This window comes from Pseudomonas sp. (assembly GCF_035277045.1).
Taxonomy (GTDB): Bacteria; Pseudomonadota; Gammaproteobacteria; order Pseudomonadales; family Pseudomonadaceae; genus Aquipseudomonas.
The window spans coordinates 125,007-139,611 of record NZ_DATELE010000196.1; the positions used below are offsets into that span (position 1 = coordinate 125,007).

14 protein-coding genes are annotated in these 14,605 nt (G+C 65.6%); 9 read left to right on the top strand and 5 right to left on the bottom strand.

What is annotated here, in order from left to right; translation table 11 throughout:
• Positions 1-24: 24 nt before the first annotated feature.
• Positions 25-681, bottom strand: a complete 657-nt coding sequence (locus VJS90_RS10705) for a hypothetical protein (protein ID WP_324121626.1) — start codon at positions 679-681, stop codon at positions 25-27.
• 155 nt (positions 682-836) lie between these two features.
• Here VJS90_RS10705 and VJS90_RS10710 point away from each other — a divergent pair, with 155 nt between their 5' ends.
• The 3 genes from VJS90_RS10710 to VJS90_RS10720 all read left to right on the top strand — a co-directional run bounded on the left by VJS90_RS10710 (position 837) and on the right by VJS90_RS10720 (position 3,603).
• Positions 837-1,574 (top strand): DUF2076 domain-containing protein, encoded by a 738-nt coding sequence (locus VJS90_RS10710; RefSeq protein ID WP_324121627.1) that lies wholly within the window; start codon positions 837-839, stop codon positions 1,572-1,574.
• A gap of 89 nt (positions 1,575-1,663) precedes the next feature.
• Positions 1,664-2,143: an NYN domain-containing protein gene (locus VJS90_RS10715; RefSeq protein ID WP_324121628.1), complete on the top strand. Its 480-nt coding sequence runs from the start codon at positions 1,664-1,666 to the stop codon at positions 2,141-2,143.
• Between the two features lie 131 nt (positions 2,144-2,274).
• Positions 2,275-3,603 carry a DEAD/DEAH box helicase gene (locus VJS90_RS10720; RefSeq protein WP_324121629.1) on the top strand — a complete coding sequence of 443 codons (1,329 nt, stop codon included), beginning with the start codon at positions 2,275-2,277 and terminating at the stop codon, positions 3,601-3,603.
• 120 nt (positions 3,604-3,723) lie between these two features.
• Here the strand turns inward: VJS90_RS10720 and VJS90_RS10725 are convergent, their stop codons facing one another.
• Together VJS90_RS10725 and VJS90_RS10730 are read right to left on the bottom strand one after the other, a co-directional pair.
• The gene (locus VJS90_RS10725; protein WP_324121630.1) at positions 3,724-4,971 is read right to left on the bottom strand and encodes a TIGR03862 family flavoprotein; all 1,248 of its coding nucleotides are present in this window, start codon (positions 4,969-4,971) and stop codon (positions 3,724-3,726) included.
• 149 nt (positions 4,972-5,120) lie between these two features.
• The gene (locus VJS90_RS10730) at positions 5,121-6,035 is read right to left on the bottom strand and encodes a histone deacetylase (RefSeq protein WP_324121631.1); all 915 of its coding nucleotides are present in this window, start codon (positions 6,033-6,035) and stop codon (positions 5,121-5,123) included.
• A 121-nt stretch (positions 6,036-6,156) separates the two neighbouring features.
• On the opposite strand from VJS90_RS10730, the gene VJS90_RS10735 reads away from it, so the two are divergent.
• From VJS90_RS10735 to VJS90_RS10745, 3 genes are all read left to right on the top strand, one after another.
• On the top strand, positions 6,157-6,726 hold the full coding sequence (locus VJS90_RS10735; RefSeq protein ID WP_324121632.1) for a GNAT family N-acetyltransferase: 570 nt from the start codon (positions 6,157-6,159) through the stop codon (positions 6,724-6,726).
• A 102-nt stretch (positions 6,727-6,828) separates the two neighbouring features.
• Positions 6,829-7,698: an acyl-CoA thioesterase II gene (gene tesB, locus VJS90_RS10740; protein WP_324121633.1), complete on the top strand. Its 870-nt coding sequence runs from the start codon at positions 6,829-6,831 to the stop codon at positions 7,696-7,698.
• Positions 7,695-8,285, top strand: coding sequence for an HAD family hydrolase (locus VJS90_RS10745; RefSeq protein ID WP_324121634.1), 591 nt, complete (start codon positions 7,695-7,697; stop codon positions 8,283-8,285). Before tesB ends, VJS90_RS10745 begins: the two co-directional genes overlap by 4 nt.
• A 227-nt stretch (positions 8,286-8,512) precedes the next feature.
• Here the strand turns inward: VJS90_RS10745 and VJS90_RS10750 are convergent, their stop codons facing one another.
• Positions 8,513-9,235: a FadR/GntR family transcriptional regulator gene (locus VJS90_RS10750; RefSeq protein ID WP_324121635.1), complete on the bottom strand. Its 723-nt coding sequence runs from the start codon at positions 9,233-9,235 to the stop codon at positions 8,513-8,515.
• Between the two features lie 430 nt (positions 9,236-9,665).
• Between VJS90_RS10750 and VJS90_RS10755 the strand changes: the two genes are divergently transcribed.
• Both VJS90_RS10755 and gudD read left to right on the top strand, forming a co-directional pair.
• On the top strand, positions 9,666-10,919 hold the full coding sequence (locus VJS90_RS10755) for an MFS transporter (RefSeq protein WP_324121714.1): 1,254 nt from the start codon (positions 9,666-9,668) through the stop codon (positions 10,917-10,919).
• A 26-nt stretch (positions 10,920-10,945) separates the two neighbouring features.
• Entirely contained in the window at positions 10,946-12,313 is a 1,368-nt protein-coding gene (gudD, locus tag VJS90_RS10760; protein WP_324121636.1) for a glucarate dehydratase, read from the top strand.
• 298 nt (positions 12,314-12,611) lie between these two features.
• Here the strand turns inward: gudD and VJS90_RS10765 are convergent, their stop codons facing one another.
• Positions 12,612-13,493, bottom strand: coding sequence for a LysR substrate-binding domain-containing protein (locus VJS90_RS10765; protein WP_324121637.1), 882 nt, complete (start codon positions 13,491-13,493; stop codon positions 12,612-12,614).
• 101 nt (positions 13,494-13,594) lie between these two features.
• Here VJS90_RS10765 and VJS90_RS10770 point away from each other — a divergent pair, with 101 nt between their 5' ends.
• Positions 13,595-14,545 carry a 2-hydroxyacid dehydrogenase gene (locus VJS90_RS10770; protein WP_324121638.1) on the top strand — a complete coding sequence of 317 codons (951 nt, stop codon included), beginning with the start codon at positions 13,595-13,597 and terminating at the stop codon, positions 14,543-14,545.
• Positions 14,546-14,605: the final 60 nt, after the last annotated feature.

The following is a 14,605-nucleotide window of genomic DNA, read 5'->3' on the forward strand; positions in this document are numbered from 1 at the left end:
CGAGCCGTTCGTCGTCCGGCCAGGTCAGGCGCCGTCCTGGGCCTCGCGCAGCATGAACAGCCGGTACAGCACCACGCTGCTGAACAGTTGCAGGAAACCGCTGAGGCTGTCCATGGCCAGTTGCACCGCGGGCCCGGGCTCGGGGAACAGGGTCAGCAGCAGGGCGTCGATCAGCCACAGTGGCGCCAGCACGGCGAGCACGCACACCAGGATCTGCCAGAAGTGCCCGGTGGTCATCCGCGCGCTTTCGCGCATCGAGGCCACCACCGGCAAGCCGCGCAGCACCAGCAGGTACTCGGCGAACACCAGGTTGATCATCACCCAGATGCCCGGCAGCACGAACAGCGCCAGGCCCGCCATGATCAGCAGCGAGCTGATCAGGATCATCAGCGCCAGGGTCGGCCAGAGCTGCACGGCGCGGGCGAACAGGTCACGCTTGGGCGTCTCCAGGCCGTTGCTGCGGGTGTCCAGGTAAAGGATCAGCGCCGCGCTGTACAACGGGTAGAACAGCAGGCTGACCAGCAGGCCGTAGGTGGGCGATGCGGCCTCACCCAGCTGGCGGTAGAGCACCTGGGTGCCCAGGGCCTCGAGCACCACCAGTGGCAGGCACAGCTGCAGGATGCCGATCAGGTGGCAGCGGAAGAAATACAGGGAGTCGCGCAGAACACTCAGCGGATTCATCAGGTCAACATCGCATGGCAGTAAAAGCAGGGCGTCACTTTAGCCCAGGCGTTGGCCGAGCTGAAAAAACTTTCATGCGCCCGGTGATTGAATCGGGCAGCCCGGCCCCCATCTTTTAACCTGTCCGATGTCCCGGTTCTTGTACGAGGTAACCCATGAACACTGAAGAGCAAACCCTGATCGACGGCCTGTTTACCCGGCTCAAGCAGGCCGAGGACCCTAAACAGCCACGTGATGCCCAGGCCCAGTCGCGCATCGACGAGCATGTGCGCCAGCAGCCGGGCGCGCCGTACTACATGGCCCAGGCGATCCTGGTGCAGGAGGCCGCGCTCAAGCGTCTGGACGAGCAGAACAGGCAGCTGGAGGCCGAGCTCAAGCAGGCCCGTGCGCAGGCGCAATCCCAGGCCGCGGCGCCTGGACAAGGGGGTGGATTTCTTTCGAGCATCTTCGGCGCTGGCAGCCGTACGCCGGCCCCTGAGCCGCAGCGCCCGGCCTCTGCGGCGCCGGCGGGGGGTGGCGGCTGGCGCGAGCCGGCGCGTGGGTTCAGCCAGCAGCAGCCGCCTGCGTATGGTGCTGCTCCGGCGGCGGCAGGCCGTGCGGGGGCGGGCAGCTTCCTGGGTGGTGCGCTGCAGACGGCTGCGGGCGTGGCCGGTGGCGTGATGCTGGCGCACGGCATCAGCAGCCTGTTCGAACACGGAGGGCAGCCTGAAGAGATCGTCGAAGTGATCAAGGAAGAACCCGCGCCGGCCAGCGACAGCGGTGGCTGGAACCAGGACGACCAGCAGCATGTGGCGGACCAGGGCGGCTATGGCGGTGACCAGGGCGGGTTTGCCGATGGCGATCAGGGCAATGATGACGGTGGGTTCTTCTCGGATGACGATACGTTTGTCTGAGGGTTAGGGCATACTGCGGCCGCGGCCTGGCCCCACAGGATTCACAGGACCCACACGGTCCGAACCCATCACCTCATGAGGAACACCCGGTGAAAAAGATCGCGGTATTCGCCGACGTGCAGAACCTCTACTACACCGTGCGCCAGGCCTATGGCTGCCACTTCAACTACGCCGCGCTATGGGCCGATATCAGCCAGCAGGGCGAGATCGTCGAGGCGGTGGCCTATGCCATCGACCGCGGCGACAGCAAGCAGCAGCAGTTCCAGCAGATCCTGCGCAATCTCGGTTTCACGGTCCGGCTCAAGCCCTACATCCAGCGCAGCGATGGTTCGGCCAAGGGCGACTGGGACGTGGGCATCACCCTGGATGTGATCGACGCCGCCGCGCGGGTGGACCAGGTGGTGCTGGCCTCCGGAGATGGCGACTTCGACCTGCTGCTGGAGCGGGTCATCCAGCGCTATGGCATCGAGACGGTCGCCTATGGCGTGCCCGGTCTGACCGCCAACTCCCTGATCCGCGCCGCTGACCGCTATGTGCCCATCGAAGGCAAGCTGCTGCTGCGCCACTGATACCGGCCCGCCGCAAGGCGCCGAAGGTCCGAAACGGACGAACCGCCGAAGCACCAGGCATGCAAGTGATGGGGCAGGGCAGGGCTTTGCGGTAGACTGCCGCCTTTGCTGAACCCCCTGACGGTATTGCCATGACTTTCGCCAAACTCGGCCTGATCGAACCCTTGCTGCGCGCCTTGCAGCACCTGGACTACAACACCCCGACCCCGGTCCAGGCCCAAGCCATTCCTGCCGTGCTGGCCGGCCGCGACCTGATGGCCGCGGCCCAGACCGGCACCGGCAAGACCGCGGGCTTCGCCCTGCCGGTGCTGCAGCGCCTGACCATGGAAGGCGCCAAGGTGGCGAGCAATTCGATCCGCGCGCTGGTGCTGGTGCCGACCCGCGAGCTGGCCGAGCAGGTGCATGCCAATATCCGCGAGTACGCCGAGCACCTGCCGCTCAGCACCTACGCGGTCTACGGGGGCGTCAGCATCAATCCGCAGATGATGCAGCTGCGCCGTGGCGTAGACCTGCTGGTCGCGACGCCCGGCCGTCTGCTCGACCTGTACCGGCAGAACGCCGTGAAGTTCGGTCAGGTGCAGATGCTGGTGCTCGATGAAGCCGACCGCATGCTCGACCTGGGCTTTGCCGAAGAGCTGCAGGCGGTGTACGCCGCGTTGCCGCGCAAGCGCCAGACCCTGCTGTTCTCGGCCACCTTCTCCGACGAGATTCGCGTGCTGGCGGGGCTGGCGCTGATCGATCCGGTCAGCGTCCAGGTCAGCCCGCGCAACACCGCCGCCACGACGGTCAAGCAGTGGGTCGTGCCGGTCGACAAGAAGCGCAAGCCCGAGCTGTTCATGCATCTGCTGCGCAAGCAGCGCTGGTCGCAGGTGCTGGTGTTCGCCAAGACCCGTAACGGTGTCGACCAACTGGTCGAGCGCCTGCGCGAAGAAGGGGTGAATGCTGACGGGATCCATGGCGATCGTCCCCAGGCCACCCGCCAGCGTGCGCTGGACAGTTTCAAGGCGCGTGAAGTGCAGATCCTGGTCGCCACCGACGTCGCGGCCCGTGGCCTGGACATCGACGACCTGCCGCTGGTGGTCAACTTCGACCTGCCGATCGTGGCCGAGGACTACATTCACCGCATCGGCCGTACTGGCCGGGCTGGCAACACGGGCGAGGCGATCTCGCTGGTGTGCGCGGACGAGGTGAACATGCTCGCGGCGATCGAGACGCTGACCCGCAAGGTGCTCCCGCGCCATGAAGAGCCCGACTTCGTGCCTGATCACCGGGTGCCGGAGACCGATGCCAATGGCCAGGTGGTGAAGAAGCCGAAAAAGCCCAAGAAGCCCAAGGAAAGCAGCGCCAAGCGTGGCCTCGGACGGTGGATGGACAGTGCCGAGAACATCACCGAGCCGTTGGTGAAGCCGGTGCGTCGCGTGCCGACGTTCAATGGCGGCCCGAAAAAGCGCAAGCCCTGAATCGGTTCTGGCAGGTGCAGAAGATACGGTGAGCCCCAAGTGCTGCTGTGCTGGCGCAGCCTGGCACTTGGGTGGAGCAACTGTCTGTGTTCCCTGCCGACATCGCACAACGCACCCGGCTCAGGATTGCACCTGCTCCAATGACCACTTCGCCGCAGCCAGCCCCGCACGCCGGCCGCTGGCGAAGCAGCCGGTGAGCAGGTAGCCGCCGGTTGGGGCTTCCCAGTCGAGCATCTCGCCGGCACAGAATACGCCGGGCAGCTGCCTGACCATCAGGCCCGCATCCAGCGCCTCGAAACGCACCCCGCCAGCACTGCTGATCGCTTCATCAAGCGGTCGAGCCCGCACCAGGGTGATCGGCAATGCCTTGATCGCCTGCGCCAGCAGGGCTGGACTGGCGAACGTCTCGCGGTCCGTCAGCTCACGCAGCAACGCGGCCTTGACACCGTCTATCCCCAACTGCCCGTGCAGGTGCCTGGCCATGGACCGCGAGCCGCGGGGCTTGGCCAGGGCCTGTTCGATCTTGTCCACAGGCCGGTCTGGCAGCAGGTCCAGCAGTAGCGTCGCGTGCCCGTCCCGGTTGATTGCATCACGCACCGGCGCCGACCAGGCATAAACCAGGCTGCCCTCAACCCCTTGCGCGGTCAGGATGAACTCACCCTTGCGCGCCACGCTGCCGGGCATGCTCAGGGCGATGTTCTTGAGCGGCGCGCCGGCGAACTTGTCCTTCAGCAGATCACTCCAGCCCGCGGCCTCGAAACCGCAGTTGCTGGCCTGCAACGGCGAGATATCCACACCCCGCGCAGCCAGCAGCGGCACCCAGGCACCGTCCGACCCCAACCGCGCCCAGCTTCCACCACCCAACGCCAGCACCACGGCGTCGGCCTGTACCAGCAGTTCACCCTGTGGATAAGCTAGCCGCAACGCGCCATGGCCGTCCCACCCCAGCCACCGGTGACGGGTGTGGATAACCACGCCGCTGTCGCGCAGCCGCTTGAGCCACGCGCGCAGCAGCGGCGCGGCTTTCATGTCGGTGGGGAATACCCGGCCGGAGCTACCGACAAAGGTTTCGATGCCCAGCCCGTGAATCCACTCACGCAAAGCGGTGGCATCGAAGTCCTGAAGGAGCCCGTCGAGCGCATCACTGCGCTCGGCATAGCGTGAGACAAAGGCGGGGTAGGGCTCGGAATGGGTGATGTTCATGCCCCCCACCCCCGCCAGCAGGAACTTGCGGCCCACGGACGGCATGGCATCGAACACCTGCACCGCAACACCCGCCTCGGTCAGGGCTTCGGCGGCCATCAACCCGGCAGGGCCGGCGCCGATTACAGCGACGAGGGGACGGGCAGGGGAGGAATGGTCGGTCATGGCGGGCTGCAGGCTGTGGAAAAGAGCCGGCATTCTAGCGCAGCACAGCCCCCGCAAGCACTGATCAAAAAACGTACAGAGCCTTGTACGTCAGGCAGTTAAAGGCCTGGAGCCTGTTTCGCTCAGGTTATCCACAGGCGGTTCCACAGTCATTGTGTGTAACCCAGTACCCGGCTGGCGCTGTGGTGCAGGATGCCATGGCGTTGCGCCAGGGCCTGGCGGTCCTTGCTGTAGCCGCCGCCGATCACCCCCACCACCGGAATATCACGCCCCAGGCAATGGCGCAGCACGCACTCGTCGCGGGCCGCCACGCCGTCGTCGGTAAGTTGCAGGTAGCCCAGGGCGTCATCCTTGTGCACGTCCACGCCGGCGTCGTACAGCACCAGGTCCGGCTGGTACAGCGGCAACAGGTAGTTGAGCGCATCGTCCACCACCTTGAGGTACGCTGCGTCGCCCATGCCGCGGGGCAGGGGAATGTCCCAGTCGCTGTGGGCCTTGCGCGCGGGGAAATTCTGCTCGCAGTGCAGCGACACGGTGATGGCATCCGCTGTGTCCTGGAGAATACGCGCGGTGCCATCGCCCTGGTGCACATCGCAATCGAAGATCAGCACCCGATGCACGCGCCCCGCTTCGAGCAGGTAGCGGGCGATCACCGCCAGGTCGTTGAAGATGCAAAAGCCCGCGGGATGATCGTAGTGGGCGTGATGCGTGCCACCGGCGAGATGACAGGCGATACCGTGCTCGAGCGCAAGCTCCGCCGTCAGCAACGAGCCGCCGACGGCGCGCACGGTGCGCCGGGCCAGCGCCTCGCTCCAGGGCAGGCCAAGGCGGCGCTGGTCCTCGCGTGACAGTTCGCCGTTCATGTAGCGCTCGATGTAGCCGCGGTCATGGGCCAGGGCGAGGATGTCGTTGGGGCACACCTGCGGGCGCAGCAGCGCCTGGTCGGTGGTCAGCCCGCTGTCGATCAGGTGGTCGCGCAGCAGGCGGAACTTGTCCATGGGAAAACGGTGGTCCGGGGGGAAGTCCGGGCTGTAGTCATCGTGGTAGATCAGCGGCAACGGCATGGCGGTTTCACAATCAGGGCATGCCTGGATCTTGCCAGCAGTGGGCGCCCGTGCGCCATCCTTTGGGTCGTCGGCCGGGCCATCAGCGCTTACACTTGCAAGGACGATGAGGAGCGGTCGCATGAAGCCCATTCTGAAGCTGGAAAGTGCCCGGCTGGTACTGCGCCAGTGGCGTGACGATGACCTGGACGAGTTCGCCGCCATGAGCGCCGATCCCCAGGTGATGCGCTATTTCCCGGCGCCGCTGACGCGCCTCGAAAGCGCCGCGCTGATCGGCCGGATTCGTGGGCACTTCAATGAATACGGCTACGGCCTGTGGGCACTGGAACGTACCGACAGCGGCGCCTTCATCGGCATGACCGGCCTGCTCAACGTGAACTTCGACGCGGCCTTTGTCCCGGCCGTGGAGATCGGCTGGCGCCTGGCGCGCCGTCACTGGGGCCTGGGCTATGCCAGCGAGGCCGCCTGGACCTGCCTGCGCTGCGCCTTCGCCCAGTTGCACCTGGACGAGGTGGTGTCGTTCACCAGCGACAGCAACCTGCCGTCGCAAAAGGTCATGCAGGCCATCGGCATGCAGCAGGACCTGGCCGGCAGCTTCGAGCATCCGCGCCTGCCCCCTGGCCATCCGCTGCGCCCCCACGTGCTCTACCGCATCGACCGTGACCATTGGCAAGCCACCCTGCGCCCGTGAATTGGTCGAACAGGCGGGGCGGCACCGACAAACCCTGTATCATTTGCGCCCATAATTCACGCAGAACCGCTGCGCTGTCGTGCCTTGCTAGGAGAACCCTGAATGAGCCATGTGTTGGACGACCTGGTCGAGCTGTTGAGTCTTGAATCCATCGAGGAAAACCTGTTCCGCGGGCGCAGCCAGGACCTGGGTTTCCGTCAGCTGTACGGCGGGCAGGTGCTCGGCCAGTCGCTGTCGGCTGCCAGCCAGACGGTCGAGGCAGACCGCCACGTGCACTCGCTGCATGGCTACTTCCTGCGTCCAGGCGATGCCAGCATGCCGGTCGTGTACTCGGTGGACCGTGTGCGCGATGGTGGCAGCTTCAGCACCCGGCGGGTGACGGCGATCCAGAAGGGCAAGCCGATCTTCACTTGCAGCGCCTCGTTCCAGTACGACGAGGAAGGTTTCGAGCACCAGGCGCAGATGCCTGAAGTGGTCGGCCCGGAGAACCTCGCCACCGAGGTGGAGCTGGCCCGCAGCCTGGCCGACCAGCTGCCTGAGCGCATTCGGGACAAGGTGCTGTGCGACAAGCCCATCGAGATCCGCCCGGTCACCGAGCGTGACCCGTACAACCCCAAGGCGGGCGATCCGGTGAAGTACGTGTGGTTCCGGGCCGACGGCACGCTTCCCGACGTTCCTGCCTTGCACAAGTACCTGCTGGCCTACGCCTCTGACTTCGGCCTGCTGACCACCTCGCTGCTGCCCCATGGCAAATCGGTGTGGCAGCGCGACATGCAGATCGCCAGCCTCGACCACTCGCTGTGGTTCCACCGCAACCTGCGCGCGGACGAGTGGCTGCTGTACGCCACCGACAGCCCGTGGGCCGGCAACGCGCGCGGCTTCAACCGCGGCAGCATCTTCAACCGTGCCGGCCAGCTGGTGGCCTCCTCGACCCAGGAAGGCCTGATCCGTCACCGCAAGGACTGGGCATGAGTCTCTCGCAGATGCGCAACTGGGTGTTCGACATGGACGGCACCCTGACGGTTGCCGTGCATGACTTCGCCGCCATCCGCGTGGCGCTGGGGATCCCGGCCGAGGATGACATCCTCACCCATCTGGCCGCGTTGCCCTCGGATGAGGCCGCGGCCAAGCATGCGTGGTTGCTGGAGCACGAGCGCGATCTGGCGGTGGCGTCCACGGCGGCGGCGGGGGCGGTCGAGCTGGTGCGGGAACTTGCGCAGCGCGGGTGCCGGCTGGGGATTCTGACGCGCAATGCCCGGGAGCTGGCGCATGTGACGCTGGAGGCGATCGGGCTTGCGGATTGTTTTCCGGTCGAGCATATCCTGGGTCGTGACGAAGCCGCGCCCAAGCCGAGCCCTGATGGCTTGCTGAAGATTGCCCAGGCCTGGGGCGTGGCGCCGGATGAACTGGTGATGGTTGGGGATTACCGCTTCGACCTGGATTGCGGGCGCGCTGCGGGAGCCAGGACGGTGCTGGTGAACCTGCCGGACAACCCCTGGCCTGAGCTGGCGGACTGGCATGCGGCGGATTGTGGGGCGTTGCGGGCGTTGTTGGCCTGAGGGTCGGTGGTTGCGTTCGGTGTTCCCTGCGGTTGTCGCCTAACCCGGTAATCATGTGCCCCGGTGAGGGCGCAGCCCTCACCGGGGCGCAGGATTACAAGTTCGTGCGATGCTGGCAGGGGACAAGGAAAGTTGCTTCCAAAGCGCCCTGCTGCGCAAGACAAAGAAGCGTCAGGGCCGACTTGTCGGACCGCCGAACCCCAGCGAAACGGCCGCTACCGACACGACTACCCACCCTCCGGCAACAACCGGTCCCGGCTATTGGACAAATGCAAACAGATCGCGGCGCGCGCGGCATCCGGGTCCTGGCGGCGAATGGCATTCAAGATGGCCTCATGCTCAAGGTTGGCCAGATACGCCTGGCGCGCCAGGTTCGCCCCCGAGCGCTCCACCTGGCCCATCCGGTTGCGCGGGATCAGCGCATTCCCCAACTGCATCATCATCTCGGTGAAGTACACATTCCCTGTCGCTTCGGCGATCAGCAGGTGAAACCGCCGGTCGGCCTCGATGCAGCTGTCGCCCGCGGCAGCGAGATCCTGATAGTCGTCCAGCGCCTGACGCATCTGCAGCAGATGCTGCTCGCCCCGGCGCAGCGCGGCGAGGGCGGCGGCCTGGCCTTCGAGGCCGATGCGCAGCTCCAGCAGGTCGCGCACGCTGCCGGCGCTCTCGGCGCCCACCCGCAAGCCCGCCTGGGCCTGGCGTTCGATGACGAAGGTGCCGATCCCGTGCCGGGCCTCCACCAGCCCTGACGCCTGCAGCTTGGACAGCGCTTCGCGGACCACCGTGCGGCTGACGCCATGCTCGCGGACAAGGGTATTTTCGGACGGCAGCCTGTCACCCGGCTTGTACGTGCCCAGCAGGATCCGCTGGGTCAGGCTGGACACCAGATCGTGGGCGCGGCTGTGGCCGCGCTTGCGCGAGGGCGATGGGTTCAGGGCAGGTATGTCCATGTCAGACGCTCCGGAGATCAGACAAGCAGGGCGGCATGAAGAGGATGCTAGCAACACAGCTTGTACGACAACCTATTTTTTCAAATTATTTTTCGTGGCGATTTCGATGGTGCGATAAGAATGTAGCAACTTGTTTCGTCGGTGATTGACGATTTTGCATGATTTATCAGCTTGTATAACGCTACATCCTGACCGTTCGGCATCTTGTCGTACAACTCGCCTGCACATATTCTTTCCGCCAAGCATGTCAGACAACTCACGGCTACTGCCTCCAGCCTTTGATCTGAACCTGCACTGACCCGCACAAAAACAATTAGTGGGAGATACGCCAGTGAACGACCCCCTCGTTTCGCCTGCGCAGCGTGGTGATGACACGCTCGCCAGCGCCGTAGCCAAGGTCAAGCGCCATGTGCTGCCGCTGTTCGTCATCATGTTCATCGTCAACTACCTGGACCGCGTCAACATCGGCTTCATCCGTCCGCACCTCGAAAGCGACCTGGGCATCAGTGCCGCGGCCTACGGCTTTGGCGCCGGGCTGTTCTTCATCGGCTATGCCTTGTTCGAAGTGCCGTCGAACATGCTGCTGCAAAAGGTCGGTGCCCGCATCTGGCTGACGCGCATCATGTTCACCTGGGGCCTGGTGGCCACCGCCATGGCGTTCGTGCAGAACGAAACCCAGTTCTATGTGCTGCGGTTCTTGCTGGGCGTTGCCGAAGCCGGCTTCTTCCCGGGCGTGATCTACTACTTCACCCGCTGGCTGCCTGGCGCCGAGCGCGGCAAGGCGATCGCCATCTTCCTCAGCGGCTCGGCGTTTGCCTCGCTGATCTCCGGGCCACTGGCCGGAGCGCTGATGCAGGTCGAGGGCCTGGGCATGCACGGTTGGCAGTGGATGCTGTTCATCGAAGGCATGGCCTCGGTGGCGCTGTGCTTCTTCGTCTGGTTCTGGCTCGACTCCAAGCCGCACGATGCCAAGTGGCTGACCCGCGCCGAGCAGGACGCACTGGTCGACACCATCGACCGCGAGCAGCGTGAGCGTGAGGCACAGGGCGCGGTCAGGCCATCGATGTGGACCCTGCTCAAGGACCGCCAGATCGTGCTGTTCTGCGTGATCTACTTCTGCATCCAGCTGACCATCTACGCCGCGACCTTCTGGCTGCCGAGCATCATCAAGCGCATGGGCGACCTGAGCGATCTGCAGGTGGGCTTCTTCAACTCGATCCCCTGGCTGATCTCGATCATCGCCATGTACGCCTTCGCCGCCGGCTCCGCGCGCTGGAAATTCCAGCAGGCCTGGGTGGCCGCCGCGCTCATCGTCGCAGCCACGGGCATGTTCATGTCCACCACCGGCGGGCCGGTCTTCGCCTTCGTCGCGGTGTGCTTCGCGGCCATCGGTTTCAAGTCGGCCTCGGCGCTGTTCTGGCCCATTCCACAAGCCTACCTGGATGCGCGCATCGCTGCCGCGGTCATTGCGCTGATCAACTCGGTGGGCAACCTGGGCGGCTTCGTCGCGCCAACCACCTTCGGCCTGCTCGAGCAGCACACCGGCTCGATCCAGGGCGGGCTGTACGGTCTGGCCGTGACCTCGGTACTGGCGGCCATCGTGGTGTTCTTCGCCCGCACAGGTCCCAAGTCGTCTTCTTCCAATGACATCAAGCCGCGCTCGACCCTGAGCCAGTCCCACTGAACCTGCAGGAGAACAAGACCTTGAACATGCAGACTCAACCCCAGTCCCTCGGCAGCACCCAGGTCCACACCGGCACGCCGGTGGTCACAGAACTGCGCGTGGTGCCAGTGGCCGGCCATGACAGCATGCTGCTCAACCTCAGTGGCGCCCATGGCCCGTACTTCACCCGCAACATCGTGGTGCTGCGTGACAGCGCCGGCAACACCGGCGTGGGCGAAGTGCCGGGCGGCGAGAGCATCCGCCAGACCCTCGAAGATGCCCGTCCCCTGGTGATCGGCCAGCCGATCGGTCATTACCAGCGCGTGCTCAACAGCATGCGCAACACCTTCGCCAACCGCGACGTCGCCGGGCGGGGCCTGCAGACCTTCGACCTGCGCATCACCGTGCACGCGGTCACCGCCATCGAGGCCGCGTTGCTCGACCTGCTCGGCCAGCACCTGGGCGTGCCCGTGGCGGCATTGCTGGGTGAAGGCCAGCAGCGCGACGCGGTGAAGATGCTCGGCTACCTCTTCTATATTGGTGACCGCAGCCGTACCGACCTGGCCTACCGCGGCGAAGCCGAAGCCGACAACGACTGGTTCCGCCTGCGCCATGAAGAGGCCCTGACCCCCGAGGCCGTGGTGCGCCTGGCCCAGGCCGCGAAGGACCGCTACGGCTTCAGCGACTTCAAGCTCAAGGGTGGCGTGCTGCGCGGCGAAGAGGAAATGGAAGCGGTGACGGCCCTGGCCGAGCACTTCCCCGAAGCGCGCATCACCCTCGACCCCAATGGCGCCTGGTCACTGCGCGAGGCGATTGCCCTGTGCCGCGACAAGCATCATGTCTTGGCTTATGCCGAGGATCCTTGCGGTGCCGAGAACGGCTACTCGGGCCGTGAAGTGATGGCCGAGTTCCGCCGTGCCACCGGGCTGCCGACCGCCACCAACATGATTGCCACCGACTGGCGGCAGATGGGGCATGCGATCCAGCTGCAGTCCGTGGACATCCCGCTGGCCGACCCGCATTTCTGGACCATGCAAGGTTCGGTGCGCGTGGCGCAGATGTGCAACGACTGGGGCCTGACCTGGGGCTCGCATTCGAACAATCACTTCGACATTTCCCTGGCCATGTTCACCCAGGTCGCGGCGGCGGCGCCGGGCGAGATCACGGCCATCGACACCCACTGGATCTGGCAGGACGGCCAACGCCTGACCCGCGAGCCGCTGCGCATCGTCGATGGCCATGTGCGTGTGCCGGAGCGTCCGGGGCTGGGGGTGGAGCTGGATGAAGACCAGCTGGCCAAGGCTCATGAGTGCTACCGCAACATGGGGCTCGGCGCGCGGGATGACAGCGTGGCGATGCAGTTTCTGGTGTCCGGGTGGGCGTTTGATAACAAGCGGCCTTGCCTGGTGCGGTGACTGATCGGGGCTCTTCTCTGGCACGTTGGAGCGCCCGCTCCCACAGGTGCTCGGCTGCGCCGGGCACTGCTGCGTCTGGGACTGCGAGGCAGTCCATTGTGGGAGCGCGCCTTGTGCCGGAACGCCGGACCGCGCGATCGAGGGCGTAGCCCTCGCCGGGGCACAGGATCACAAGATTGTGCGATGCCGGCAGGTTACAAGACAGTTGCTGCCACAGGGCCCGGTGAGCCGGGCCGCTGACCTTTAGCAGAAGATAGTTGCCGCAGGTCGAGAGCCGTCCAGTCAGCAGGCCCATGGGCTAGCTAAAGAAACCCTGGGTCATCTCCACAAAAGCCCCCAACACCGGATTCGGACTGTCCCTGCAATACGCCAGAAAGATCTCCGCCTGCTGCTCCGTTTCCAGCAGCGGCCGGAACACCACCTGCTCCATCCGCAACGCCTGGGCCGACGCTGGCACCACCGCGCACCCAAGCCCCACATTCACCAGCCCGATGATCGAATGCGTCTGCCCCATTTGATGCACATAGCGCGGTTGCACCCGATGCCGGGCAAACAGGTTGGCAATACGGTCATGGAAATAACGACCCTCACTGTCGGTGTACATCACGAACGGCTGGCCGTCGAAGTCGCCCGGGCTCAACTGTGCACGCCGCGCCAGCGGGTGATCAGCGGGGAGGGCGGCCACGAAAGGCTCGCTCTTGATCGGCACGTACTCGACCCGCGCGCTGGGCACCACCTGACGCACGAACCCGATATCGATCAGCCCGGTTTCCAGCGCATGCACCTGGCTGCTCGACACGCGTTCGCTCAACACCAGGTCGATGTCCGGCAGCTGCGTGGCGGCGTGCACCAGCAACCGGGGAATCATGCTGTAGGCCCCGACCGCGGTGAACCCGAGCGTCAGACGCCCGGCTTCGCCATGGGCAATGCGGCGTGCCGACTGCGCGGCCAGTTCGGCGGTTTGCAACACGCGCCGGGCATCTTCAAGAAAACTCTGCCCGGCCGGCGTCAGCCGCGCCTGGCGGTTGTTGCGCTCGAGCAGCAGCACGCCCAGGTCATGTTCCAGCAGCTGGATCTGCCGGCTCAGCGGTGGCTGGGTCATGTGCAGGCGAGTCGCCGCGCGGCCGAAATGCAGCTCCTCGGCGACGGCAACAAAACAACGCAGTTGGTGAAGTTCCATGATTCAAAACCTGAATTATTCGATCCAGTATCTATATTAGACCTGTATCGATTGCCGTCCTAGCATCGGAATAACCCACTCGAACCGCCGGACACCATGCAATGAACAATCACAAGAACGACGTGCTGCTCACCCAACCCGTGCCGGACGCCATCGATCAGGCACTGGTGCAGGATTACACGGTGCATCGCCTGTACCAGCACAACGACCCGCAAGCCCTGCTGGCCGAAGTCGGTCCGCGCGTTCGGGGCGTGGTCACCGGCGGCGCCAAGGGGCTGTCGAACGCCCTGATGGACCAGCTGCCAGCACTCGAGATCATCGCCATCGCCGGCATCGGCACCGACGCGGTCGACCTGCCGAAGGCCGCCGGCCGCAACATCTACGTCACCACGACCCCGGGTGTGCTGACCGACGACGTCGCCGACATGGCCATCGGCCTGATCATCTCGACCCTGCGCCGCCTGGGCGAGGGCGAGCGGCTGGTGCGCAACGGCCAATGGGGCCAGGTCAACCTGCCACTGGCGCGCAAGGTCAGCGGTATCAACCTGGGCATCGTCGGGCTCGGCCGGGTCGGCGACGCCATCGCCCGGCGCGCCGCGGCGTTCGACATGCGCATCGCCTACACCGACCTGCAGGAACAACCCGCCAGCGGCTATCGCTTTGTCGGCGACCTCACCGAACTGGCGCGCTCGGTGGACGTGCTGGTGCTGGCCGCCTCGGCCGACGACGGCAAGGCCATCGTCACCGCCGAGGTGCTCGAAGCCCTGGGTCCGGACGGTTACCTGATCAACGTCGCCCGCGGCAAGCTGGTCGATGAAGACGCCCTGGTCGAGGCCCTGCGCGAGCGGCGTATCGCCGGTGCCGGCCTGGATGTGTTCGTCGACGAACCCAACGTGCCGCCCGCGCTGCACGACCTGGACCACGTCAGCCTGCAGCCGCACCGCGCCAGCGCCACCTTGCAGACCCGCCTGGAGATGGGCCGCATGGTGCTGATCAACCTGGCCGCCTGCTTTGCCGGCGAGCGGCCCCCGCACCGGGTGACCCGAGACTAGCCGAGCGCGCCACCTTCCTCCTGACAAGAACAATCGCTTCCAGCGAGAAGCAAGAGGGTC